This window comes from Promicromonospora sp. Marseille-Q5078, from assembly GCF_050315395.1.
Taxonomy (GTDB): Bacteria; Actinomycetota; Actinomycetes; order Actinomycetales; family Cellulomonadaceae; genus Isoptericola.
This window is the reverse complement of sequence record NZ_JBNPQG010000001.1, coordinates 3,120,843-3,145,890: the sequence shown is the minus strand read 5'-3', so window position 1 is coordinate 3,145,890 and position 25,048 is coordinate 3,120,843. Positions and strand designations below refer to the sequence as shown.

Genomic DNA, 25,048 nt, shown 5'->3' with positions numbered 1-25,048 from the left:
CCGTCGTCAGCCCGCCTGCCGGCGGACCATCACGACGTCGTCGTGCTGCACGCCGCCGACGTCGTAGGTCCGGGTCCCGGCCACCGCGAACCCGTGCTTGCGGTAGAACGCCTGGGCGCGCACGTTCGCGCCGTTCGTGCCGAGCCACAGGGGGGCCTCGCCGCCGCCCGCCGCGGCGAGGCGGGCGGCCGCGTCGACGGCGCCGTCCATGAGACGAGCGGCGACCCCGCCCCCCAGGGCGTCCGGGCGCACGTAGATCTTGGACAGCTCGGCGTAGGGCCCCGTCCCGACGGCGGCCTCGAGCACCGCGCGCTCCTCGGGGCCGTCCGGGAAGCCGAATGCCACGAGCGCGTAGCCGAGCGGCTCGGCGACGACCTCGCCCTCGCCGTCGGGTTCGACGGCGACCAGGAGGGCGTGCCGGCCGGAGACCGTCCACGCCCGGAAGTCCGCCGGCGCGAGGTGCGTCGCCACGTGCGCGGCCATCGTGGCGACGGGCGTACCGGGCGGGCACGCGAGCGGGAAGGTCAGCGCCGCGAGCCACGCCACGTGCGCCGACTCGGCGGCGCGGGCGGGACGGACGACGACGGAGGACGAGCGGGCCGGGGCGGTCTGCGGGGAGGTCACGACACGATTCTCGCCCCCTCCGCGGCGGTGTGCCCCGCGTCACCGCGGACGGAGTTGGCCGGTCGCGGGGGAGCGTGTAATGTTCTACGACGTCAGCCCGACAGGGAGACGGACACCAACGAGCATCATCCGGGAGACCGGAGCTCAGGTGGCCGCCCGGGGCTGGAACTCACATCGAGGATCGGGAAGCATTCGTGCGCCCCGGGCATACGATGTGGGGCTTGCCGACGCAGGTCGGACGGTCCATTGCCTGGAAACGGGCGGTTGGATCGGCCGAAGAAGTCTGGTAAGTTTGAGTGGTTGCCCCGGCGGGGTCAGGGTCTGAAGGTCCTGGTCTTGTGGGTGTGCGTCGGTTGTTTGAGAACTCAACAGTGTGTTTGATAGTCAATGCCAATTATTTGGAACCTTTGTTGGTTTCTTTGGATCGGACTGAGCAGTTCAGCTTGGTCTGGCCAGTATCGTTGAATGCTGCGGGCTCTTTTGGGGTTCGTGGTGTTTTCTCTTCTTTTACGGAGAGTTTGATCCTGGCTCAGGACGAACGCTGGCGGCGTGCTTAACACATGCAAGTCGAACGGTGATGTCCCAGCTTGCTGGGACGGATCAGTGGCGAACGGGTGAGTAACACGTGAGCAACCTGCCCTCCACTTCGGGATAAGCCTTGGAAACGAGGTCTAATACCGGATATGAGCCTGCATCGCATGGTGTGGGTTGGAAAGTTTTTCGGTGGGGGATGGGCTCGCGGCCTATCAGCTTGTTGGTGGGGTGATGGCCTACCAAGGCGTCGACGGGTAGCCGGCCTGAGAGGGCGACCGGCCACACTGGGACTGAGACACGGCCCAGACTCCTACGGGAGGCAGCAGTGGGGAATATTGCACAATGGGCGAAAGCCTGATGCAGCGACGCCGCGTGAGGGATGACGGCCTTCGGGTTGTAAACCTCTTTCAGCAGGGAAGAAGCGCAAGTGACGGTACCTGCAGAAGAAGCGCCGGCTAACTACGTGCCAGCAGCCGCGGTAATACGTAGGGCGCAAGCGTTGTCCGGAATTATTGGGCGTAAAGAGCTCGTAGGCGGTCTGTCGCGTCTGGTGTGAAATCCCGAGGCTCAACCTCGGGCTTGCATCGGGTACGGGCAGACTAGAGTGCGGTAGGGGAGACTGGAATTCCTGGTGTAGCGGTGGAATGCGCAGATATCAGGAGGAACACCGATGGCGAAGGCAGGTCTCTGGGCCGCAACTGACGCTGAGGAGCGAAAGCATGGGGAGCGAACAGGATTAGATACCCTGGTAGTCCATGCCGTAAACGTTGGGCACTAGGTGTGGGGCTCATTCCACGAGTTCCGTGCCGCAGCTAACGCATTAAGTGCCCCGCCTGGGGAGTACGGCCGCAAGGCTAAAACTCAAAGGAATTGACGGGGGCCCGCACAAGCGGCGGAGCATGCGGATTAATTCGATGCAACGCGAAGAACCTTACCAAGGCTTGACATGTACGAGAAAGCCCCCGAGATGGGGTTCTCTTTGGACACTCGTACACAGGTGGTGCATGGTTGTCGTCAGCTCGTGTCGTGAGATGTTGGGTTAAGTCCCGCAACGAGCGCAACCCTCGTCCTATGTTGCCAGCGGGTTATGCCGGGGACTCATGGGAGACTGCCGGGGTCAACTCGGAGGAAGGTGGGGATGACGTCAAATCATCATGCCCCTTATGTCTTGGGCTTCACGCATGCTACAATGGCCGGTACAGAGGGCTGCGATACCGTAAGGTGGAGCGAATCCCAAAAAGCCGGTCTCAGTTCGGATTGGGGTCTGCAACTCGACCCCATGAAGTCGGAGTCGCTAGTAATCGCAGATCAGCAACGCTGCGGTGAATACGTTCCCGGGCCTTGTACACACCGCCCGTCAAGTCACGAAAGTTGGTAACACCCGAAGCTCATGGCCCAACCGGTTTTCCGGGGGGAGTGGTCGAAGGTGGGACTGGCGATTGGGACTAAGTCGTAACAAGGTAGCCGTACCGGAAGGTGCGGCTGGATCACCTCCTTTCTAAGGAGCATCTGAGGCCCCGTTGGGGGTCAGCAGGCCACTTGAGGCGCCGTTCGAGCGTCTGGTGGTTGCTCATGGGTGGAACATTGACTAGCAGGATCGGTTCGGTTCATGCCGGCTGGTGAGTACACGCGTTCGGGGTCTTGCTCCGGGTGTGGCGGAAAGCTGGTGGGTGGGGGCGGGGTCTGGTCCGCAAGCACACTGTTGGGTCCTGAGGCAATCGGCGTCCCTTCCTGGTGGTCGGCACGGGTTTCGTGCTGGCTGGTGGGTGGGCGATGGTGAGGGTCTTGTTGGATCTGCATGGTTACGGGTCGTGGGCCTGGTGTGAACCGCTTCGGTGGGTCTCCTTCGGGGGGCTGGTGCCGGGGTAGGCGTGCCGGTGGGTTCACGGGTTCGTCCGTTGCTTGAGAACTGCACAGTGGACGCGAGCATCCCAGATGTTCAGTACTGGTCTGGTCGGCGCGTGGTGGTGGTCTTCGGACTGGTTGCCGCGTTGTTGGTCGGGCTGGTTTTCTGATCTCTGTGAAATATTGTAGTGTGTCGAAGTTTTTAAGGGCACAGGGTGGATGCCTTGGCACTAGGAGCCGAAGAAGGACGTTGTAGCCTGCGATAAGCCTCGGGGAGTTGGCAAACAAGCTGTGATCCGAGGATGTCCGAATGGGGGAACCCGGCTGGGGTCATGCTCAGTCACCTGCATCTGAATACATAGGGTGTAGGGGGGAACGTCGGGAAGTGAAACATCTCAGTACCGACAGGAAGAGATATTCCGTGAGTAGTGGCGAGCGAAAGCGGATGAGGCCAAACCGTGTGTGTGTCAAGCTGTCAGGCGTTGCACATGCGGGGTTGTGGGACCTTCTGGAGGAGTCTGACAACTCTTCAGCCAGTAAGAAAGCCGTGTCATAGTCGAACCGCATTGAAAGGCGGACCGTAGAGGGTGTGAGTCCCGTAGGCGAAATGTCGCGGCCTGGTAGAGGGGATCCCAAGTAGCACGGGGCCCGAGAAATCTCGTGTGAATCTGGCAAGACCACTTGCTAAGCCTAAATACTACCTAGTGACCGATAGCGGACAAGTACCGTGAGGGAAAGGTGAAAAGTACCCCGGGAGGGGAGTGAAATAGTACCTGAAACCGTGTGCCTACAATCCGTCGGAGCCTCCTTAGCAGGGGTGACGGCGTGCCTTTTGAAGAATGAGCCTGCGAGTTAGTGCTCGGTGGCGAGGTTAACCCGTGTGGGGAAGCCGTAGCGAAAGCGAGTCCGAATAGGGCGATTCAGTCGCCGGGTCTAGACCCGAAGCGAAGTGATCTAGCCATGGGCAGGTTGAAGCGCCGGTAAGACGGCGTGGAGGACCGAACCCACTTAGGTTGAAAACTGAGGGGATGACCTGTGGTTAGGGGTGAAAGGCCAATCAAACTTCGTGATAGCTGGTTCTCCCCGAAATGCATTTAGGTGCAGCGTCACGTGTTCCTTGCCGGAGGTAGAGCTACTGGATGGCCGATGGGCCCTACCAGGTTACTGACGTCAGCCAAACTCCGAATGCCGGTAAGACATAGCGTGGCAGTGAGACTGCGGGGGATAAGCTTCGTAGTCGAGAGGGAAACAGCCCAGATCATCGGCTAAGGCCCCTAAGCGTGTGCTCAGTGGGAAAGGATGTGGAGTTGCACAGACAACCAGGAGGTTGGCTTAGAAGCAGCCACCCTTGAAAGAGTGCGTAATAGCTCACTGGTCAAGTGATTCCGCGCCGACAATGTAGCGGGGCTCAAGTACACCGCCGAAGCCGTGGCACTCACACGTTAGCCCAGCATCGACTTGATCGATGTTCAGGTGTGTGGGTGGGTAGGGGAGCGTCGTGTGGGCAGTGAAGCTGCAGGGTGACCTAGTGGTGGAGCCCACACGAGTGAGAATGCAGGCATGAGTAGCGAATGACGGGTGAGAAACCCGTCCGCCGAATGACCAAGGGTTCCAGGGCCAGGTTAATCCGCCCTGGGTAAGTCGGGACCTAAGGCGAGGCCGACAGGCGTAGTCGATGGACAAGGAGTTGATATTCTCCTACCGGCGAAGAACCGCCCATACCGAGCCCGGTGATGCTAACCGCCCCAAACCTGTCACCGTTGCCTTCGGGCGACACCGGCAGGCGCGGCGTGGGACCCGAACCGGTAGTAGGTAAGCGTGTTAACAGGGGTGACGCAGGAAGGTAGCCCGGCGTGGCGATGGTAGTCCACGTCCAAGGTTGTAGCCCGCTCTGTAGGCAAATCCGCAGAGCACCAAGGGTGAGAACTGATAGTGACCGCGTATGCGGGAAACGGGTGATCCTCAGCTGCCAAGAAAAGCCTCGACGCGAGGTTCTAGCCGCCCGTACCCCAAACCGACTCAGGTGGTCAGGTAGAGAATACCAAGGCGATCGAGCGAATCGTGGTTAAGGAACTCGGCAAAATGCCCCCGTAACTTCGGGAGAAGGGGGGCCTGAACTGTGAACACCCTAGCGGTGGTAAGCGGGGAGGGCCGCAGAGACCAGGGAGAAGCGACTGTTTACTAAAAACACAGGTCCGTGCTAAGTCGCAAGACGATGTATACGGACTGACGCCTGCCCGGTGCTGGAAGGTTAAGAGGACGGGTCAACTTCGGTGAAGCCCAGAATTTAAGCCCCAGTAAACGGCGGTGGTAACTATAACCATCCTAAGGTAGCGAAATTCCTTGTCGGGTAAGTTCCGACCTGCACGAATGGCGTAACGACTTCTCCGCTGTCTCAACCGCGAGCTCGGCGAAATTGCACTACGAGTAAAGATGCTCGTTACGCGCAGCAGGACGGAAAGACCCCGGGACCTTTACTATAGCTTGGTATTGGTGTTCGGTGCGGCTTGTGTAGGATAGGTGGGAGACTATGATTCCCGGCCGCCAGGTCGGGAGGAGTCATCGTTGAAATACCACTCTGGCCGCATCGACCATCTAACCTCGGTCCGTGATCCGGATCAGGGACAGTGCCTGGTGGGTAGTTTAACTGGGGCGGTTGCCTCCCAAAATGTAACGGAGGCGCTCAAAGGTTCCCTCAGCCTGGTTGGCAATCAGGTGTCGAGTGCAAGTGCACAAGGGAGCTTGACTGTGAGACCGACAGGTCGAGCAGGGACGAAAGTCGGAACTAGTGATCCGGCGGTGGCTTGTGGAAGCGCCGTCGCTCAACGGATAAAAGGTACCCCGGGGATAACAGGCTGATCTTGCCCAAGAGTCCATATCGACGGCATGGTTTGGCACCTCGATGTCGGCTCGTCGCATCCTGGGGCTGGAGTAGGTCCCAAGGGTTGGGCTGTTCGCCCATTAAAGCGGTACGCGAGCTGGGTTTAGAACGTCGTGAGACAGTTCGGTCCCTATCCGCTGCGCGCGCAGGAAACTTGAGAAGGGCTGTCCCTAGTACGAGAGGACCGGGACGGACGAACCTCTGGTGTGCCAGTTGTTCCGCCAGGAGCACGGCTGGTTAGCTACGTTCGGAAGGGATAACCGCTGAAAGCATCTAAGCGGGAAGCCTGCTTCAAGATGAGGTTTCCATCCCCCTCGGGGGTGAAGGCACCCAGCTAGACCACTGGGTAGATAGGCCGGATGTGGAAGACAGGACGAAAGACTGTCGGAGCTGACCGGTACTAATAAGCCGACAACTTCACACACCCACCAAACACTGTTTGGTCAATAACATGCTACGCGTCCACTGTGCGGTTCCCGAGAAACGGGCACCAACCCCACCACCACACACGTGGTGGCCGGGGTTCACCCTGACAACTCGATAAAGTTACGGCGGTCATAGCGTTGGGGAAACGCCCGGTCCCATTCCGAACCCGGAAGCTTAGCCCTTCAGCGCCGATGGTACTGCCCTCGAGAGGGGGTGGGAGAGTAGGACGCCGCCGGACACCCATTCACGAAAGGCCCACCCCCGCACGCCGGGGGTGGGCCTTTCGCATACCCAGACACCGGCCGGCTTCGCGTGCCCCAGGTGCAGGCCGCCCCTGAACCTGCCGGCCTTGCCGTACGCCTTCGGTCAACGACGACTCTCCTGGCGGCCCGCGGACCGCGGACCATGGCCGCCTGCCGCAGCCACGACGTGGCCCGCCGTTCGGCGCGCGCGCGTTCCCGACGTCTTCACCGCAGGGGTAGGCGCGGCGGGTCCGCTGGGCTGACCATGGGTGATGCGCACGAGTCGTGGCGGCACCGAGGCGTTGCCCCTCTCGCCTGTGGGAGTGAGCGGCGACTCACTTGACACCGTCGCCGCTGGCGGGTGAGACTTCACTGAACGGAAACCCGCTTCCGGTGGGTGGAATCGCTCGAAGGAGGATCGCTCGATGACGAGTGCTGGTCTCGAGGCATTCAACGCGGCGGCGGACGACGTTGCCCGCGCACAGGTGCTGTCGTGTGCGTCGGTCGCCCGGTGGGCCGGAGAGGTCGTCGCCGGGCGCCCCTACGCCGACGTCGAAGCCGTCCTTTCGGCGGCCCGTACCGTCGCGGACCCCTGGAGCGAGGAGGAGATCGACTCCGCCCTCGCGCGCCATCCGCGCATCGGGGAGCGGGCATCGGGGGACGACCGCGACGCCGCCCACTCGCGGCGGGAGCAGGCCGGGCTGGGCGAGCTGACCGGGTCGGTGGAGGAGCGGCTCCGTGCCGGCAACCGCGCCTACGAGGAGCGCTTCGGGCACGTCTTCCTCATCCGTGCGGCGGGCCGGTCCGCCGAGGACATCCTCGCGTCGCTCGAGGAGCGGCTCGGCAACGATCCGGCCACCGAGCGGCGCATCGCCGGCCAGCAGCTCCGGGAGATCGCCGTGCTGCGCCTGGAAGGAGAGCTCTCATGACCTCGCACGTCACCACCCACGTGCTCGACGCCGTCTCGGGCCTGCCCGCGGCGGGCGTCGCCGTCTCCCTGTGGAGCGTCGGGGCCGACGCCGCGGAGCGGCTCGCGGACGCGACGACCGACGCTGACGGTCGCGTCAAGGACCTCGGCCCTGAGTCGCTCGACGCCGGCACCTACCGGGTCACGTTCGCGACCGGCGACTACTTCGCCGCGCTCGGCACGGCCACGTTCTATCCCTCGATCAGCATCGACTTCACCGTCGAGCCGGGGCGCGACCACTATCACGTGCCGTGCCTGCTCAGCCCGTTCGCGTACTCGACGTACCGCGGGAGCTGACGGGCCGCCGGCCCGCATCACCGGCCGCGGCAGAGCCGCCGCGGCCTGCGTCATCGTCATCGGAGACGCACCAGGGCCGACCCCGCGGGGTCGGTGTGGGACACACGCATCATCAGGATGAAGGAGTCAGCACCATGACCGTCACCGCCACCGACGCCCAGGCCACCACGGGCACGATCGTGCTGGGCGACAACCAGTACGGCAAGGCCGAGGTCCGCGTCATGAAGGTCGACCGCGACCAGGCGCGCCACCGCATCACCGAGCTTTCGGTGACCTCGCAGCTCCGCGGGGACTTCTCCGCCGCGCACATCGACGGCGACCAGGGCCGCGTGGTCCCCACGGACACCCAGAAGAACACGATCTTCGGGCTCGCGAAGGACGGCATCGCGTCCCCCGAGGAGTTCGCCATCCGCCTCGCGGAGCACTTCACCTCGAGCTTCGACTGGATCGAGGGCGGCCGCTGGGAGGCCAAGGAGTACACCTGGGAGCACATCCCGTCCTCGCTGACGACGAACGTCACCGACGGCGAGCACGACCACGCGTTCGTCAAGGGCGGCACCGAGACGCGCAACACCATCGTCCAGCGGGACGGCGACGAGGTCTTCGTGGTCTCGGGCCTCGAGGACCTCAAGGTGCTGAAGTCGACGGGCTCGGAGTTCCACGGCTTCCCGAAGGACCGCTTCACCACCCTGCAGGAGACGACCGACCGCATCCTCGCGACGTCGGTCACGGCCCGCTGGCGCTACACGTCCCTCGACATCGACTTCAACGCCGTCTACGACGACGTCCGCCGGATCCTGCTGGAGACCTTCGCGGACGTGCACTCGCTCGCGCTGCAGCAGACGCTCTACCAGATGGGCAAGCGCGTGCTCGAGGCGCACCCGGAGATCGGCGAGATCAAGTTCTCGATGCCGAACCTGCACCACTTCGTCGTCGACTTCGAGCCCTTCGGCCTGGAGAACCCGAACGAGGTCTTCTACGTCGCCGACCGCCCCTACGGAAAGATCGAGGCGGAGGTGAAGCGGGAGGGCGCGGCCACGGAGCCGCGCGCGTGGGCGACCGTCACGGGGTTCTGCTGATCAGCGTGGCTCCGTGGAGTCGGTTCGAAGGAGCATCGACATGAGCACGACGACGATCGACCAGGCCGCGTCCGTGGACGCGCCGCAGGGCGGTCGGCCGGAGGACGAGCGGTACCCGCCGGGCAAGACGTTCCTCTACGGCCTGCAGCACATCATGACGATGTACGGCGGCGTGATCGCGCCGCCGATCATCGTCGGGCAGGCGGCAGGGCTGGACGGCGCGCAGATCGGCGTCCTGGTCTCGGCCGCGCTGCTCGTGAGCGGCCTGGCCACCGCGCTCCAGACGCTCGGCGTGCGGTTCTTCGGCTCGCAGCTCCCGCTCGTCCAGGGCATCTCGTTCGCCACCGTGTCCACGATGGTCGCGGTGGCGAGCGGGGACGGAGGGCTGCCCGCCGTCTTCGGCGCGATCATCGTGGCCGCCGCCGTCGGCCTGGCGATCAGTCCGTTCTTCGCGCAGGTCGTGCGGTTCTTCCCGCCCGTCGTGACGGGCACGATCATCACCATCATCGGCATCTCGCTGCTGCCGACGGCGGCCGGCTGGATGATGGGCGGGGACGAGGAGTCGGCCGACTGGGGCTCCGTCCCGAACATCATGCTGGCCCTCGGCACCCTGGCCGTGGTGCTGGTGCTCAGCAAGTTCCTCCAGGGCACGATCTCCCGGCTGTCCATCCTGTTCGGGCTCGTCATCGGGACCGTGGTGGCGGTGCCGCTGGGACTGGCGGACTTCTCCGGCGTGCGGCAGGGCGCCGTCTTCGAGCTGCCGACGCCGTTCGCGTTCGGCGCCCCGGTCTTCGAGATCGGCGCGATCATCTCGATGACGATCGTGATCCTCGTGATCATGACCGAGACGACCGCCGACCTGATCGCCATCGGCGAGGTGCTGGACACCAAGGTCGACTCGAAGCGCGTCGGCGACGGGCTGCGCGCCGACATGGCCGCCACGCTCGTGGCGCCGTTCCTCAACTCGTTCCCGGCCTCCGCGTTCGCGCAGAACGTGGGCCTGGTCGCGATCACCGGCATCCGCTCGCGGTTCGCCGTCGCGGCCGGCGGCGGGGTGCTGTTCGTGCTAGGGCTGTTCCCGGTGCTGGGCCGCGTCGTCGCGGCGATCCCGTCGCCCGTGCTGGGCGGCGCCGGCATCGTCCTGTTCGGGTCGGTGGCCGTGTCGGGCATCCGCACGCTGTCGCGGGTCGAGTACGAGGGCAACCTCAACCTCACGCTCGTCGCCGTGGCGCTGGGCTTCGGGATCATCCCCATCGCCGTGCCCGACTTCTACGACCGGTTCCCGGCCTGGGTGGGCATGATCTTCCACTCGGGGATCGCGGCGGCGGCCGTCGTGTCGGTGCTCCTGAACCTCCTCTTCAACGAGATCCGGTGGGGCCGGCGCAGCAAGGACCCGTCGGTGTTCACCGCGGGCTCCTCGGCGCGGCTGGTCGTCACTGAGGAGCAGGAGCAGCGCCGGGCGGAGTACTTCGCGCGGCTCGACGCCGAGCGCCAGGACGCGCGGCGCGCCCGCCTCAACGCGGACGTGCAGGCGCGGGTGCGTCACGGCCACGGCCGGCGCTCGGGCTGCGTGTCGGCGATCGACCTCGACGCCGACGGCGTGCCGGACGTGCTGCAGATCCGCGAGGGGGCGCGCGCCGCGGTCGCCGAGCGGACCGCCGGCCGCGAGCCTGCCGCGCGGCCTCCGTCGGGGCAGCTCGTGCACGCAGGCAGCGCCCGGACGGGGGACGGGTGACCCCGACGGCTGCGCCCGCGCGACGGAGGGCGCGAGCCGGGAGCACCGGCTCGCGCCCCCCGTCGGGCGTCCGGGCGCCGTCAGGCCGCGAGCAGCTCCTTCGAGATGGTCTCCGCCACCTCGTGCAGGAGGGGGAGCGCGGCCTCGCCGAACTCGTAGGTGACGCGGGCCGCGGGCCCGGAGACCGAGAGCGCGGTGGGCGTGGGTGCGTCCTTGACCGGGACGGCGAAGCAGCGCACGCCGATCTCCTGCTCGCCGTCGTCGACGGCGTAGCCCTGCTCGCGGATCGTCCGGATCTCGGTGAGCAGGTCGTCGACGTCCGTGATGGACAGGTCGGTGGCCGGCGGCATCCCGACGCGGCCGACGATGTCGCGGACGGTCTGGTCCGGCAGCTCGGCGAGCACCATCTTGCCGACGCCGGTGCAGTGCGTGTACACGCGGCGGCCCACCTCGGTGAACATCCGCATCGAGTACGAGGACGACGCCTGGGCGACGTAGACCACCATGTCGCGGTCGATCATCGCGAGGTTGGCGCTCTCGCCGAGCTCGCGGGCCAGGCGCTCCAGGTGCGGGCGGGCGCTCGCGCCGAGCTGCCGGCCGGCGCTCTCGCCGAGGCGGATCAGCCGCGGGCCGAGGGTGTACCGGCGGGACGGCAGCTGGCGGGCGTAGCCCCGGCCGACGAGCGTCCGCATGAGCCGGTGGATCGTGGGGAGCGGGAGCCCTGCGGCTGCGGCCAGCTCGCTGAGCGCGGCGTCACCGCCGAGGTCCGTCATGATCTCGAGCAGGTCGATCGCCCGGTCCACCGACTGGACCCCGGTGCCGTTCGCCATGGTCACGTCCCCCTTCGCGTGCGGCCCCGGCGCCGCCGGTCGGCCGGTCGTGAGCGCCCCGCCGCCGTGGGGGAGCACTCAGCCTTCCCGTGAACCGTGATCGGTCCCGGAAAGCATCCTTCCACATCTCGAAACTTTCTGTCATCAGCACCCCGGTCATCAGTACCCCGAAAGGAACCCCAGACCATGGCGATGCCCAGCCCCAGCTACACGATCACCCTCCGCGTCGAGGCGCCCGCGACCCAGCGCGCGACGAGCGAGGTCGTCCACGAGATCGCCACCGCCGGCGGCTCCGTGATGGGCGTCGACATCGCGCAGTCGCACGCCGACACGATCGTCGTCGACGTCACCTGCGACACGGTCGACGCGGAGCACGGCGAGCGGATCGTCGCGGCGCTCGACGCCCTCGAGGGCGTGCGCGTCCTGAAGATGTCGGACTCGACGTTCCTCATGCACCTGGGCGGCAAGATCGCCGTCGCCCCGAAGGTGCCGCTGAAGACGCGCCGCGACCTCTCGCGCGCCTACACGCCGGGCGTCGCCCGCGTCTGCCTCGCGATCGCGGACCACCCCGAGGACGCGCGTCGCCTCACGATCAAGCGCAACACCGTCGCGGTGGTCACCGACGGCACCGCCGTCCTCGGCCTCGGCGACATCGGCCCGGCGGCCGCCATGCCGGTCATGGAGGGCAAGGCGGCGCTGTTCAAGCAGTTCGCGGACGTCGACGCGTGGCCCATCGCCCTCGACACCACGGACACCGAGGAGATCATCCGCACCGTCAAGGCGATCGCGCCGGGCTTCGGCGGCGTCAACCTCGAGGACATCTCCGCGCCGCGCTGCTTCGAGATCGAGAAGCGACTGCGCGACGAGCTGGACATCCCCGTCTTCCACGACGACCAGCACGGCACCGCCATCGTGGTCCTCGCGGCGCTCATCAACGCGCTCAAGGTCGTGGGCAAGAAGATCGAGGACGTGCGCATCGCCGTCTCCGGCGTCGGCGCCGCCGGCTCCGCCATCATCCGCCTCCTGCTGGCCCAGGGCGCCCAGGACATCATCGGCTTCGACCGGCACGGCGCGCTGACCCCCGAGTCGGCCGGCAGCGACGAGAACCGCACCTGGATCGTGGAGAACACGAACCCGTCCGGCTTCACGGGCACGCTCACGGAGGGCCTCGTCGGCGCCGACGTCTTCGTCGGCGTGTCGGCGGGCAACATCCTCACCGGGGCCGACGTCGCGCGGATGGCCGACGACGCGATCGTCTTCGCCCTCGCGAACCCCACGCCCGAGGTCGACCCGATCGCCGCCGGCGAGACGGCCGCCGTCGTGGCCACCGGCCGCAGCGACTACCCGAACCAGATCAACAACGTGCTGGCGTTCCCCGGTCTGTTCCGCGGCCTGCTCGACGCGGGCGCCACGCTGATCACCGACGAGATGCTGCGCGTGGCGGCCGTGGCGATCTCGTCGGTCGTGAGCGACGACGAGCTCAACCCCGCGTTCATCATCCCGGGCGTGTTCGACAGCCGGGTGGCGGAGGCCGTGGCGGACGCCGTCCGGACCGAGGGACTCAAGGAGGTCCCGGTGGACGCGCACCGCGCCGAGGACGCCGAGCACCTCGCCCAGCACCTCGGCCGCGCCCTGCACACGGACGCCGAGCCGGTGGCCGCACGATGAAGGCCTCCCTCGACCGGGCGACGCTCGACGACGTGGAGCGACGGCTCGCGGCGCACGACGCGCACCTCGAGCAGGCCTACCCGGGCGACGACGGCACGCGCCAGCCGGTGCACACCGTGTACGTGCCGGCGCACCGCTACGCGGCGGGGCTGGCGCGGGACTGGGGCGACCGGGCCCGTGCCGCCGTCGACGCGCAGGGCACTGACGCGCTCCTCGACGCGGTCGGCGTGCGCGCCGACCTGCGGGAGGCGGTCGCGGCCCAGGTGGAGCGCAAGCTCGCCACCGAGCCGATCGAGGACCTGCGCATCGACCTCGAGGACGGGTACGGGACGCACCCGGACGCGGCCGAGGACGAGGTGACCGCGGCGGCCGCCGTGGCGCTGCGGGCGGAGCTCGACGCCGGCGGCGCGACGCCCTTCGTCGGCATCCGCTTCAAGTGCTTCGAGCGCCCCACGCGGGCGCGCGGGCTGCGCACGCTCGACGTGTTCGTCAGCACGCTGGCCGCGTCGGGGGACCTCCCGGCCGGGCTCGTCCTGACCCTGCCGAAGGTGACCGCCGTCGCGCAGGTCGAGGCGATGGTCGCGGTGTGCGAGCGGCTCGAGGAGGCGAACGGCCTGGCGGCCGGCCGGCTCCGGTTCGAGGTGCAGGTGGAGACGCCGCAGTCGATCCTGGACTCCGCGGGCACGGCGACCGTCGCGCGGATGATCCACGCCGGTCGCGGGCGGGTCAGCGGCCTGCACTACGGCACCTACGACTACTCGGCGTCGCTCGGCATCGCCGCCGCGTACCAGTCGATGGAGCACCCGGCGGCCGACCTCGCCAAGGAGGTCATGCAGCTCGCGGCCGCGGGGACGGGCGTCCGGCTGTCCGACGGCTCGACGAACGTACTGCCGGTCGGCGACGACGCGCAGGTGCGGGCGGCGTGGGCGAACCACGGGCGCCTCGTGAGCCGCTCGCTGGAGCGCGGCTTCTACCAGGGCTGGGACCTGCACCCTGCCCAGCTCCCGAGCCGGTTCGCGGCGACGTACGCGTTCTACCGCGAGGGCTTCGAGCCCGCGGCCGAGCGGCTGTCGAACTACGTGAACGAGGTGGAGGGTGCCGTGCTCGACGAGCCGGCCACGGCCAAGGCGCTGGCGTGGTTCCTCAAGCGCGGCCTCGACTGCGGGGCACTGGGGGAAGCGGAGATCCTCGAGCGCGCCGGCCTGCGGTCGGCCGAGCTCACCGCGATGGTGACGCGCCCGGTCGGGGCCTGACCGCTCGTCACCTGGACCCATTTGGCGCCCCGGCAGCCGGCACTCCGGCATCCCGGCCACGACGGCTCGGCAGGACGACGTCCTGCCGGGCCGTCGTGCTGTCCGCCCCCGTGGGCGCGACAGGGTGTGCGCCGGATCACGAACGGGCGGCGGGACGCCGCCCCGCGGGGGTTGACCGATCGCTCCGGCCCGGCGTAGCGTTTCCACCACAAGGAACCGAACTTCCATCTGGCGAAAGCGAGTCAGCGATGACGGACCAGATCCCCTACACCGTGAACTGCTCGATCCTCCTCACGGACCTGCCGCTCCTGGAGCGTCCGGCGGCCGCGCGGGCGGCCGGCTTCGACGGCGTCGAGCTCTGGTGGCCCTTCGCGACCCCGACGCCCGCGGCGGACGAGATCGACGCCCTCGTCGGCGCCCTCGCCGACGCGGGCGTGCAGCTCACCGGCCTCAACTTCGACGCCGGGAACATGCCGGGCGGCGACCGCGGCCTGGTCTCGTGGCCCGAGCGCTCGGCCGACCTGCGCGCCAACCTCGACGTCGTCGCCCGCATCGGCGAGCGCACCGGCTGCCGCGCCTTCAACGCGCTGTACGGCAACCGCCTTGAGGGCGTGGACCCGGCGGCCCAGGACGAGCTCGGCGCCGAGAACCTCGCGCTGGCCGCGAAGGCGGTCGAGCGCATCGGCGGCACGGTGCTGGTGGAGCCGGTCTCCGGCACCCCCGCCTACCCGCTGAAGACGTCGGCCGACGCCGTCGCCGTCCTGGACCGCGTCCGCGACGAGCACGGGGCCACCAACCTGGGCCTGCTCTTCGACGTCTACCACCTGTCGGTCAACGGCTCCGACGTCGACCTCGACCTCAAGACCTACGGCGACCGCATCGCCCACGTCCAGGTCGCCGACGCCCCCGGCCGCGGCGCGCCGGGCAGCGGCGACCTGCCGATCCAGCGCTGGGTCGGCGACCTGCGCACCGCCGGCTACGCCGGCCCGGTCGGCCTCGAGTACAAGACGGCCGACGCGGACCCGTTCGCCTGGCTGCCGCGCGAGCAGCGCGGTCACGGCTCCGCCCGCTGACCGCCGCGCCGCACCCGACCTCCCCGACCCCTCCGGAAGGACCCGACCAATGAGCACCATCGCCTTCATCGGCCTCGGCATCATGGGCAGCCCGATGGCCGTCCACCTCCAGGACGCCGGTCACTCCGTCGTCGGCTACAACCGCACCGCCGCCAAGGCGCAGCCCCTCGTCGAGGCAGGCGGCACCGCCGCCTCGTCCGTCGCGGAGGCCGTCAAGGCGGCCGACGTCGTCGCCGTCATGGTGCCGGACTCGCCCGACGTCGAAGGCGTGCTCACCGGCGAGGACGGCGTCCTCGCGAACGCGCAGCCGGGCACCCTGATCATCGACTTCTCCTCGATCCGCCCGGACGTGACGATCGCGCTGGCCGAGCAGGCGAGGGCCGCCGGCTTCCGCTACCTCGACGCGCCGGTGTCCGGCGGTGAGGCGGGCGCCAGGAACGCCGCCCTGTCGATCATGGTCGGCGGCTCCGCCGAGGACTTCGCCGCCGCGTCCGACGTGTTCGACGCCGTCGGCAAGACCGTCGTGCACGTGGGCCCGTCGGGATCCGGCCAGACCGTCAAGGCCGCGAACCAGCTCATCGTCGCCGGCAACATCGCGCTGCTGGCCGAGGCCGTGGTCTTCCTGGAGGCCTTCGGCGTCGACACCGGGGCGGCCGTGAAGGTCCTCGGCGGCGGGCTCGCCGGCTCGGCCGTGCTGAACCAGAAGGCCGAGAAGATGCTGGGACGCGAGTTCGCCCCCGGCTTCCGGATCGACCTGCACCACAAGGACCTGGGCATCTTCACCACCGCCGCCCGCGAGCAGGGCGTCGTCGCCCCGGTGGGCGCCGTCGTCGCCCAGCTCATGGCCGCGGCCCGCGCCGAGGGCGACGGCTCGCTGGACCACTCCGGCCTCTTCAACGCCGTCGCGCGCCTCTCCGGTCGCGACTGACCGTCGCGACCGACCCCGACACCCCAGAAGACTCGAAGGAGAGCACCATGCCCCGCATGCGCGCGGTCGACGCCGCTGTCGCCATCCTGGCGAAGGAGGGTGCCACCGAGGCCTTCGGCCTCCCCGGCGCCGCCATCAACCCGTTCTACGACGCCATGCGCCAGCACGGCGGGATCCACCACGTGCTCGCCCGGCACGTCGAGGGCGCGTCGCACATGGCCGACGGCTACTCGCGCGCCGAGCGCGGCAACGTCGGCATCTGCATCGGCACGTCGGGCCCCGCGGGCACCGACATGATCACGGGCCTCTACGCCGCGTGGGCCGACTCGATCCCGATGCTGTGCATCACGGGCCAGGCCCCGGTGGCCAAGCTCGACAAGGAGGACTTCCAGGCCGTCGACATCGCGTCGATCGCCGCGCCGGTGACCAAGCTGGCGAAGACGGTCCTCGAGGCCTCCCAGGTGCCGGGCGTGTTCCAGCACGCGTTCCAGCTGATGCGCTCGGGCCGCCCGGGCCCGGTGCTCATCGACCTGCCGATCGACGTGCAGCTCACGGAGATCGAGTTCGACCCCGAGACCTACGAGCCGCTGGCCGTCGAGCGCCCGCAGGCCACCCGCGAGCAGGTCGCCAAGGCGCTGGACATGCTGCTGGCCGCCGAGCGCCCGCTGATCGTCGCCGGCGGCGGCATCATCAACGCCGGCGCGGAGGCCGAGCTGGTCGAGCTCGCCGAGACCCTCGGCGTGCCCGTGGTGCCGACGCTCATGGGCTGGGGCGCGATCCCCGACGACCACCCGCTGACCGCGGGCATGGTCGGCATCCAGACGTCGCACCGCTACGGCAACGCCACGTTCCTCGAGTCGGACTTCGTGATCGGCGTGGGCAACCGGTGGGCCAACCGCCACACCGGCGGCCTGTCGACATACACCGAGGGCCGGACGTTCGTGCACGTGGACATCGAGCCCACGCAGATCGGCCGCGTGTTCGCGCCCGACTACGGCGTGGTCTCCGACGCCGGCTCCTTCCTGCGCACCGCTCTGGAGATCGCCGCCGAGCGCAAGGCCGCGGGCACGGTGCCCGACTGGTCGGCGTGGGCGGAGAGCGCGCAGCAGCGCAAGCGGACCCTGCAGCGCAAGACGCACTTCACCGAGGTGCCGATCAAGCCGCAGCGCGTGTACGAGGAGATGAACAAGGCCTTCGACCGCGACACGGTCTACGTCACCACGATCGGCCTGTCGCAGATCGCCGGCGCCCAGCTGCTGCACACCTACCGGCCGCGGCACTGGATCAACGCCGGCCAGGCGGGGCCGCTGGGCTGGACCGGCCCGGCCGCGCTGGGCGTGTCCCGCGCGCTGCCCGACGGCAACGTCGTCGCCCTCTCCGGCGACTACGACTTCCAGTTCATGCTGGAGGAGCTCGCCGTGGGCGCGCAGCACCACCTGCCCTACGTGCACGTCGTGGTGAACAACGCCTACCTGGGCCTCATCCGGCAGTCGCAGCGCGCGTTCGACATGGACTTCCACGTGTCCCTGGCGTTCGACAACATCAACATGGGTCACGGCGACGGGGAGCCCGAGGGCTACGGCGTGGACCACGTGAAGGTCGCCGAGGCGCTGGGCTGCAAGGCGATCCGCGTCACGGACCCCGAGGACCTGGGCGCCGCCTTCGCCAAGGCGCAGGCCATGACGGCCGAGCTCCGCGTCCCCGTGGTGGTCGAGGTCATCCTCGAGCGCGTCACCAACATCGCGATGGGCGTCGAGCTCAACGGCGTGAACGAGTTCGAGGACCTGGCCATCTCGGCCGAGGACTCGCCGACCGCGATCGCGCTGCTGGACTGAGCGGCCGGACCGCGACGGACCTCGCGGCGGGGAGGGACGATGGACCACGACGGACCAGGGAGGGGAGCGGCGGTGACGACGACCGGACGGACCGCGCGGGGGCGCGCGGCGCGCGTGCTGCTGGCCCCCGACAAGTTCAAGGGCTCGCTGTCCGCGGGCGAGGTCGCCGGACACCTCGCGGCGGGCCTGCGCCGGGCCCTGCCGGACGTCGTCGTCGACGAGCTCCCCGTGGCCGACGGCGGCGAGGGCACCCTCGAGGCCGCCCTCGCCGCCGGCTACGCCGCGGTGGACCTGGTCGCGACCGGCCCCCTCGGGGAGCCGGTCGCCGCCCGGTACGCCCGGCGCGGCACCACCGCCGTCATCGAGATGGCGGCGGTCACCGGGCTGGCGATGGTGACACCGACGCGCGAGGCGGCGCTCGGCGCCACGTCGCGCGGGCTCGGCGAGGTGATCGCGCACGCGCTCGACGCCGGGGCCCGGGAGATCGTCGTCGGCGTGGGCGGATCCGCCAGCACCGACGGCGGGGCGGGGATGCTCGCGGCACTCGGCGCGCGCCTCACCTCGGGCGCCGGCGACCTCGCCGACGGCGGCGGGCACCTGCGCGAGCTGGTCGACGTCGACCTCTCCCGCCTGCACCCGGCGCTCGCCGACACCGAGGTCGTGCTCGCGAGCGACGTGGACAACCCGCTGCTCGGCGAGCACGGGGCCGCCGCCGTGTACGGGCCGCAGAAGGGCGCCGACGCCGCTACGGTCGCGGAGCTCGAGCTCGGCCTGGCGACCTGGGTGGACGTGCTCGCGACGGTGGGCGTCACCGGCGCCCGCGGCTGTGCCGACGCGCCCGGCGCAGGCGCGGCCGGCGGCGTCGGCTTCGCCTGCCTGCTGCTCGGCGCCGAGCGTCGCCCCGGCGTGGAGGAGGTGCTCGCCCTCACGGGGTTCGCCGACCGCCTGGCCGGGGTCGACCTCGTCGTCACGGGGGAGGGCAGCCTCGACCGGCAGTCCCTGCACGGCAAGACGCCGGTGGGCGTAGCCGCCGCGGCCGCCGCGGCCGGCGTCCCGACGGTCGCCGTGTGCGGCCGCACCACCCTCGGCCCCGACGAGGCGGCCGCCGCGGGGATCGTGGCCGTGCACGCCCTCACCGACGTCGAGCCGGACGTCGCCCGCTGCATCGCCGGCGCGGGCCCGCTGCTCGAGTCCCTCGCCGCGCGGCTCGCCGCGCACCTGCCCGCACCCACGACGTCCCTGACGACCCCGATGGAGACCGCATGACCACGACCCACGACCTCGTCGTCCGCGCCGCCCGCGCCCTGACCCCCGAGGGGGAGCGCGCCGTCGAGGTGGGCGTCACCGACGGCCGGATCGCGGCCGTCGTCCCGCTCGGCGCGGGTCTCGAGGGCGCCGAGGTGCTCGAGCTCGCCGACGACGAGGTGCTGCTGCCCGGGCTCGTCGACTCGCACGTGCACGTCAACGAGCCCGGGCGCACCGAGTGGGAGGGCTTCGCCACCGCGACGCGCGCCGCGGCCGCGGGCGGCGTGACGACCATCGTCGACATGCCGCTCAACTCGCTGCCGCCCACGACGTCGGTCGCGCACCTCGAGGTGAAGAAGGAGCGCGCGGTCGACCAGGCGTTCGTCGACGTCGGCTTCTGGGGCGGCGCGGTGCCGGGCAACACCCCGGACCTGCGGCCCCTGCACGACGCGGGCGTCTTCGGCTTCAAGTGCTTTCTGGCCGACTCGGGCGTGCCGGAGTTCGGGCACCTCGAGCACGACGAGCTGCGCGCGGACCTCGCCGAGCTGACCACCTTCGGCGGCCTGATGATCGTGCACGCGGAGGACCCGGGCACGCTCGAGGACGCCCCGCAGGAGCCCGGCCGGCTCTACAAGGACTTCCTCGCCTCCCGGCCCGCCAAGGCCGAGTCCACGGCCATCGCCGGGCTCATCGACGCCGCCCGCGCCACGGGCGCCCGCGCGCACGTGCTGCACCTGTCGGACGCCGACTCGCTGCCGATGATCGCCGCGGCCCGCGCCGAGGGCGTCCGGCTGACGGTCGAGACCTGCCCGCACTACCTCTCGCTGGACGCCGACCACGTGCCCGACGGCGCGACGGCCTACAAGTGCTGCCCGCCCATCCGCGAGCACGACAACCAGGACCGGCTGTGGCAGGGCCTGCGCGACGGCCTCATCGACGTCGTCGTCACGGACCACTCGCCGGCCACCGCCGCGCTCAAGGAACCGGCCTCCGGCGACTTCGCGGCCGCGTGGGGCGGCGTCGCGTCGCTGCAGCTCGGCCTCGCCGTCGTCTGGACCGAGGCGCGCCGCCGCGGCGTCCCGCTGGCGGAGGTCGTCCGCTGGATGTCCGCGGGCCCCGCCGCCCTGGTCGGGCTGGAGCGCAAGGGCGGCATCGCGGTCGGCAAGGACGCGGACCTCGCGGTCTTCGCGCCGGAGGCGACGTTCGTCGTCGACCCCGTCCGGCTCCACCACAAGAACCCGGTCACGCCGTACGCCGGCCGTGGCCTGACGGGTGTCGTGCGACGCACGCTGCTGCGCGGGCGTCCCGTGGGCGACGAGCCCACCGGCACCCTGCTGCGCCGCGGCGACGCCTGACGCGCCGCGGTTCCCCCCCCGTCACCGAGAACGAACGAGGACGCACGATGACGCGACTCCAGCCGGGCGACACCGCCCCCGACTTCACCCTGCCCGACCCCGCCGGCACGCCCGTGTCCCTCGCGGAGGTGCGCGCCGGCGCGGACAAGGGCGTGGTCGTCTACTTCTACCCGAAGGCCGGGACCCCCGGCTGCACCACCGAGGCGTGCGACTTCCGCGACAACCTCGCGTCGCTCGCGGGGGCGGGGTACGCCGTCGTCGGGGTCTCCGCGGACCCGGTCGAGGACGTCCGTGCCTTCGTGGAGTCCGAGCACCTGACGTTCCCCCTGCTGAGCGACGCGGACCACACCGTGGCCGACGCGTACGGCACGTGGGGCTCGAAGACGGTCGCCGGCCGGACGTTCGACGGGGTGCACCGCTGCACCTTCGTCGTCGACCCGGACGGCACCCTTCGCACCGCCGAGTACGACGTCGAGGCCATCGGGCACGTGGCCGCGCTGCGCGCCCGGCTCGTGGGTGCCTGAGCGGGCCGAAACCGCTAGGGTTCCCCCAGGAGATTCCGCTAGGCGTAATCACGATTCCGCCATGCAACGTGCAGCGCGGCGTTCAGCACCCGAACCCGCAGGACAAGAACAAGGAGGGACTGTCGTGGAGCTCCCCGACGGCCTGACCATCACCGCCGAGATCGGTGAGCGCGACGCCGAGGTCCTCACCCCGGCCGCGCTCGACCTCATCGTGACCCTGCACCGGCAGCTCGGCGCCCGCCGCCTCGAGCTGCTGGACGCGCGGCAGCGCCGCCGCCAGGAGCTCGCCGACGGCGCCACGCTCGACTTCCTCCCGGAGACGGCGCACGTCCGCGCCGACGACTCCTGGACGGTCGCCGCCCCGGCCCCCGGCCTGGTCGACCGCCGCGTCGAGATCACCGGCCCGACGGACCGCAAGATGACGGTCAACGCGCTCAACTCCGGCGCGAAGACGTGGCTCGCGGACCAGGAGGACGCCAACACGCCGCAGTGGCGCAGCGTGGTGGGCGGCCAGCTCAACCTGCTCGACGCGATCGAGCGGCGCATCGATTTCACCAACGAGGCCGGCAAGTCGTACGCCCTCAAGCCCGACGAGGAGCTCGCCACCATCATCGTGCGGCCCCGCGGGTGGCACATGAACGAGAAGCACGTCCTCGTGGACGGCGAGCAGACCTCCGGCGGCCTCGTCGACTTCGCGCTCTACGTCGCGACGGCCGGCCTGCGGCAGATCGAGAAGGGCCTCGGGCCGTACTTCTACCTGCCCAAGATGGAGTCGCACCTCGAGGCGCGCCTGTGGAACGAGGCGTTCGTCCTCGCGCAGGACGCCCTCGGCATCCCGCGCGGCACCATCCGCGCCACGGTGCTCATCGAGACGATCCCGGCCGCGTTCGAGATGGAGGAGATCCTCTACGAGCTGCGCGAGCACTCGGCCGGCCTCAACGCGGGCCGCTGGGACTACCTGTTCTCGGTGGTGAAGAACTTCCGCACCCGCGGCGAGGAGTTCCTGCTCCCGGACCGCAACCAGATCACGATGACCGTGCCGTTCATGCGCGCGTACACCGAGCTGCTCGTCTCGACGTGCCACAAGCGCGGCGCGCACGCGATCGGCGGCATGGCCGCCTTCATCCCGAGCAAGGACGCCGAGGCCAACGAGCAGGCCTACGCCAAGGTGAGCGCCGACAAGGCGCGCGAGGCCGGCGACGGCTTCGACGGCTCCTGGGTGGCCCACCCCGGGATGGTCAGCACCTGCAAGGACGCCTTCACCCAGGTGCTCGGCGACCGGCCGAACCAGATCGACCGCACGCGCGACGACGTGCACGTCACGGCCGCCGACCTGCTGTCGGTCGACAAGACGCCGGGCACCGTCACGGAGGCCGGCCTGCGCAGCAACGTGTCCGTCGGCATCCAGTACCTGCACGCCTGGCTGGGCGGGCTCGGCGCGGTCGCGATCTTCGGCCTCATGGAGGACGCCGCCACCGCGGAGATCTCGCGGTCGCAGGTGTGGCAGTGGCTGCACAACGGCGTCGTCCTCGCCGACTCCGGCCAGACGGTGACCCGCGAGCTCGTCGACCGCGTCGTCGAGGAGGAGGTGGCGAAGCTTCCGGGCGACGTCGCCGACTACGACGAGGCGCGTGCCCTCTTCGTCGAGGTCGCCGTGGCCGACGAGTACATCGACTTCCTCACGACGGCCGCCTACGAGCGGATGGACTGAGGAACCGGCACGCTCGGCCGCGACGGGGGCGCCGAGCACCGCCGGAGCAGGACGGCCGGCACCACGCCCGACGGGCGAGGTGCCGGCCGTCGTGTCGTGCGGCCGGACATCCGTCCCGTCACGGGCGGACAACCTCCGCGACATGCGCCGACCACTAGACTGGCGGCCATGTCCACCATCTCCCGAGACGAGGTCGCGCGCGTCGCCGCCCTGGCCCGGATCGACCTGCGCGACGACGAGGTCGACCGGCTCGCCGGCGAGCTCGACGTCATCGTCGACTCGATCGCCCGCGTGCGCGAGGTCGCGACGCCCGACGTGCCCGCGACGAGCCACCCGCTGCCCATGACGAACGTGTTCCGCGAGGACGTGCCGCAGCCGGCGCTGCCCGTGGCCGACGTGCTGGCCGCCGCGCCGGACGCGCAGGACGGGCGCTTCGCCGTGCCGCAGATCCTCGGGGAGGAGTGAGATGACGGACCTGACCCGCCTCAGCGCGGCGGACCTCGCCGGCGCCCTCGCCCGCAAGGAGGCCTCCAGCGTCGAGGCCACCCGCGCCCACCTGGACCGCATCGCGGCCGTCGACGGGGACGTGCACGCGTTCCTGCACGTGAACGACGAGGACGCGTTGGCCACGGCCGCCGACGTCGACGCCCGCCGCGCCGCCGGCGAGGAGCTGCACCCGCTGGCCGGCGTGCCGATCGCCGTCAAGGACGTCGTCGTCACGCAGGGCATGCCCTCGACGGCCGGCTCCAAGATCCTCGAGGGCTGGATCCCGCCCTACGACGCGACGCTCGTCGAGAAGCTCCGCGCCGCGGGCCTGCCGATCCTCGGCAAGACCAACATGGACGAGTTCGCGATGGGCTCCTCCACGGAGCACTCGGCCTACGGCAACACGCACAACCCGTGGGACCTGTCGCGCATCCCCGGCGGCTCGGGGGGCGGCTCCGCGGCCGCCGTCGCCGCCTTCGAGGCGCCGCTCGCGATCGGCACCGACACCGGCGGCTCGATCCGTCAGCCGGGCGCCGTCACGGGCACCGTCGGCGTGAAGCCCACCTACGGCGGCGTGTCGCGCTACGGCCTCATCGCGATGGCGTCCTCGCTCGACCAGGCCGGGCCCGTCACCCGCACCGTGCTGGACTCGGCGCTGCTGCACGAGCTCATCGGCGGCCACGACCCGCGCGACTCGACCTCCATCCCCGAGCCGCTGCCGCCGCTGGTGGAGGCCGCCCGGCAGGGCGCGCTGGGCGACCTGTCCGGCCTGCGGGTGGGCGTCGTGACGCAGCTGCAGGGCGAGGGGTACCAGCCCGGCGTGCTCGCGCGGTTCCACGAGTCGCTCGAGCTCCTGACCAAGGCGGGCGCCGAGGTCGTCGAGGTCTCCTGCCCGAGCTTCGACTACGCGCTCGCCGCGTACTACCTGATCATGCCGGCGGAGGCGTCGAGCAACCTCGCGAAGTTCGACGGCATGCGCTTCGGCCTGCGGGTCGAGCCGACCGACGGCCCGGTCACCGCGGAGCGCGTCATGGCCGCGACCCGCGGCGCCGGGTTCGGCGACGAGGTCAAGCGCCGAGTCGTCCTCGGCACCTACGCCCTGTCGGCGGGCTACTACGACGCCTACTACGGCAGCGCGCAGAAGGTCCGCACGCTCATCCAGCGCGACTTCGCCGCCGCGTTCGCCCGGGCCGACGTGCTCGTCTCGCCCACGGCGCCCACCACGGCGTTCCCGCTGGGGGAGAAGCTGGACGACCCGCTGGCGATGTACCTCAACGACGTCGCGACCATCCCGGCCAACCTCGCGGGCGTGCCGGGCATCTCGGTGCCGAACGGCCTGGCCGCGTCGTCGGAGGGTGGCGCCGGCCTGCCCACAGGTTTCCAGATCCTCGCGCCGGCGAAGGCGGACGACCGCCTCTACCGCGTCGGCGCCGCGCTCGAGTCGGCCCTCGAGTCCACCTGGGGCGCCCCCCTGCTGTCGCGCGCGCCCGAGCTGGGCTGACGGCGGAGA

The 25,048-nt window shown here is 69.8% G+C and carries 17 protein-coding genes and 3 rRNA genes; 18 read left to right on the top strand and 2 right to left on the bottom strand.

Features of this window, described 5'->3' with window-relative positions:
- Window positions 1-6: 6 nt before the first annotated feature.
- On the bottom strand, window positions 7-624 hold the full coding sequence (locus tag ACQFYA_RS14665) for a GNAT family N-acetyltransferase (RefSeq protein ID WP_499125403.1): 618 nt from the start codon (window positions 622-624) through the stop codon (window positions 7-9).
- Window positions 625-1,130: 506 nt separating this feature from the next.
- Here ACQFYA_RS14665 and ACQFYA_RS14660 point away from each other — a divergent pair.
- The 7 genes from ACQFYA_RS14660 to ACQFYA_RS14630 all read left to right on the top strand — a co-directional run bounded on the left by ACQFYA_RS14660 (window position 1,131) and on the right by ACQFYA_RS14630 (window position 10,630).
- Window positions 1,131-2,656: ribosomal RNA gene (locus ACQFYA_RS14660) — 16S ribosomal RNA — on the top strand.
- Window positions 2,657-3,194: 538 nt separating this feature from the next.
- Window positions 3,195-6,308: ribosomal RNA gene (locus ACQFYA_RS14655) — 23S ribosomal RNA — on the top strand.
- 123 nt (window positions 6,309-6,431) lie between these two features.
- Window positions 6,432-6,548, top strand: a 5S ribosomal RNA gene (gene rrf, locus ACQFYA_RS14650).
- Together the 16S, 23S and 5S rRNA genes form the textbook arrangement of a ribosomal RNA operon.
- 429 nt (window positions 6,549-6,977) lie before the next feature.
- Window positions 6,978-7,481, top strand: coding sequence for a 2-oxo-4-hydroxy-4-carboxy-5-ureidoimidazoline decarboxylase (gene uraD / locus ACQFYA_RS14645; protein ID WP_499125402.1), 504 nt, complete (start codon window positions 6,978-6,980; stop codon window positions 7,479-7,481).
- Window positions 7,478-7,816 carry a hydroxyisourate hydrolase gene (gene uraH / locus ACQFYA_RS14640; protein WP_499125400.1) on the top strand — a complete coding sequence of 113 codons (339 nt, stop codon included), beginning with the start codon at window positions 7,478-7,480 and terminating at the stop codon, window positions 7,814-7,816. The genes uraD and uraH overlap by 4 nt, the downstream gene beginning before the upstream one ends.
- A gap of 134 nt (window positions 7,817-7,950) precedes the next feature.
- Window positions 7,951-8,895, top strand: coding sequence for a factor-independent urate hydroxylase (pucL, locus tag ACQFYA_RS14635; RefSeq protein ID WP_499125398.1), 945 nt, complete (start codon window positions 7,951-7,953; stop codon window positions 8,893-8,895).
- Window positions 8,896-8,935: 40 nt separating this feature from the next.
- The gene (locus tag ACQFYA_RS14630) at window positions 8,936-10,630 is read left to right on the top strand and encodes a nucleobase:cation symporter-2 family protein (RefSeq protein WP_499125397.1); all 1,695 of its coding nucleotides are present in this window, start codon (window positions 8,936-8,938) and stop codon (window positions 10,628-10,630) included.
- Between the two features lie 80 nt (window positions 10,631-10,710).
- On the opposite strand, the gene ACQFYA_RS14625 is transcribed toward ACQFYA_RS14630, so the two are convergent.
- Complete coding sequence (locus ACQFYA_RS14625) at window positions 10,711-11,460, bottom strand: IclR family transcriptional regulator (RefSeq protein WP_499125395.1); 750 nt, start codon at window positions 11,458-11,460, stop codon at window positions 10,711-10,713.
- Between the two features lie 186 nt (window positions 11,461-11,646).
- Here ACQFYA_RS14625 and ACQFYA_RS14620 point away from each other — a divergent pair, with 186 nt between their 5' ends.
- The 11 genes from ACQFYA_RS14620 to gatA all read left to right on the top strand — a co-directional run bounded on the left by ACQFYA_RS14620 (window position 11,647) and on the right by gatA (window position 25,039).
- On the top strand, window positions 11,647-13,128 hold the full coding sequence (locus ACQFYA_RS14620; protein ID WP_499125393.1) for an NAD-dependent malic enzyme: 1,482 nt from the start codon (window positions 11,647-11,649) through the stop codon (window positions 13,126-13,128).
- Window positions 13,125-14,381 carry a DUF6986 family protein gene (locus tag ACQFYA_RS14615; RefSeq protein WP_499125391.1) on the top strand — a complete coding sequence of 419 codons (1,257 nt, stop codon included), beginning with the start codon at window positions 13,125-13,127 and terminating at the stop codon, window positions 14,379-14,381. Before ACQFYA_RS14620 ends, ACQFYA_RS14615 begins: the two co-directional genes overlap by 4 nt.
- A 260-nt stretch (window positions 14,382-14,641) precedes the next feature.
- Window positions 14,642-15,454 (top strand): hydroxypyruvate isomerase family protein, encoded by an 813-nt coding sequence (locus ACQFYA_RS14610; protein ID WP_499127542.1) that lies wholly within the window; start codon window positions 14,642-14,644, stop codon window positions 15,452-15,454.
- 49 nt (window positions 15,455-15,503) lie between these two features.
- A complete protein-coding gene (locus tag ACQFYA_RS14605) occupies window positions 15,504-16,382 on the top strand; it encodes a 2-hydroxy-3-oxopropionate reductase (protein WP_499125390.1) in 879 nt (292 codons plus the stop codon).
- Between the two features lie 47 nt (window positions 16,383-16,429).
- Window positions 16,430-18,217 carry a glyoxylate carboligase gene (gene gcl / locus ACQFYA_RS14600; protein ID WP_499125388.1) on the top strand — a complete coding sequence of 596 codons (1,788 nt, stop codon included), beginning with the start codon at window positions 16,430-16,432 and terminating at the stop codon, window positions 18,215-18,217.
- Window positions 18,218-18,289: 72 nt separating this feature from the next.
- The gene (locus ACQFYA_RS14595) at window positions 18,290-19,483 is read left to right on the top strand and encodes a glycerate kinase (protein WP_499125387.1); all 1,194 of its coding nucleotides are present in this window, start codon (window positions 18,290-18,292) and stop codon (window positions 19,481-19,483) included.
- Window positions 19,480-20,817 carry an allantoinase AllB gene (allB, locus tag ACQFYA_RS14590; protein ID WP_499125385.1) on the top strand — a complete coding sequence of 446 codons (1,338 nt, stop codon included), beginning with the start codon at window positions 19,480-19,482 and terminating at the stop codon, window positions 20,815-20,817. Before ACQFYA_RS14595 ends, allB begins: the two co-directional genes overlap by 4 nt.
- Window positions 20,818-20,864: 47 nt before the next feature.
- On the top strand, window positions 20,865-21,341 hold the full coding sequence (bcp, locus tag ACQFYA_RS14585) for a thioredoxin-dependent thiol peroxidase (RefSeq protein ID WP_499125383.1): 477 nt from the start codon (window positions 20,865-20,867) through the stop codon (window positions 21,339-21,341).
- Between the two features lie 124 nt (window positions 21,342-21,465).
- Entirely contained in the window at window positions 21,466-23,052 is a 1,587-nt protein-coding gene (gene aceB, locus ACQFYA_RS14580; protein ID WP_499125381.1) for a malate synthase A, read from the top strand.
- A 168-nt stretch (window positions 23,053-23,220) separates the two neighbouring features.
- Complete coding sequence (gene gatC, locus ACQFYA_RS14575; RefSeq protein WP_380245487.1) at window positions 23,221-23,517, top strand: Asp-tRNA(Asn)/Glu-tRNA(Gln) amidotransferase subunit GatC; 297 nt, start codon at window positions 23,221-23,223, stop codon at window positions 23,515-23,517.
- A 1-nt stretch (window position 23,518) separates the two neighbouring features.
- Window positions 23,519-25,039, top strand: a complete 1,521-nt coding sequence (gatA, locus tag ACQFYA_RS14570; RefSeq protein ID WP_499125379.1) for an Asp-tRNA(Asn)/Glu-tRNA(Gln) amidotransferase subunit GatA — start codon at window positions 23,519-23,521, stop codon at window positions 25,037-25,039.
- Window positions 25,040-25,048: the final 9 nt, after the last annotated feature.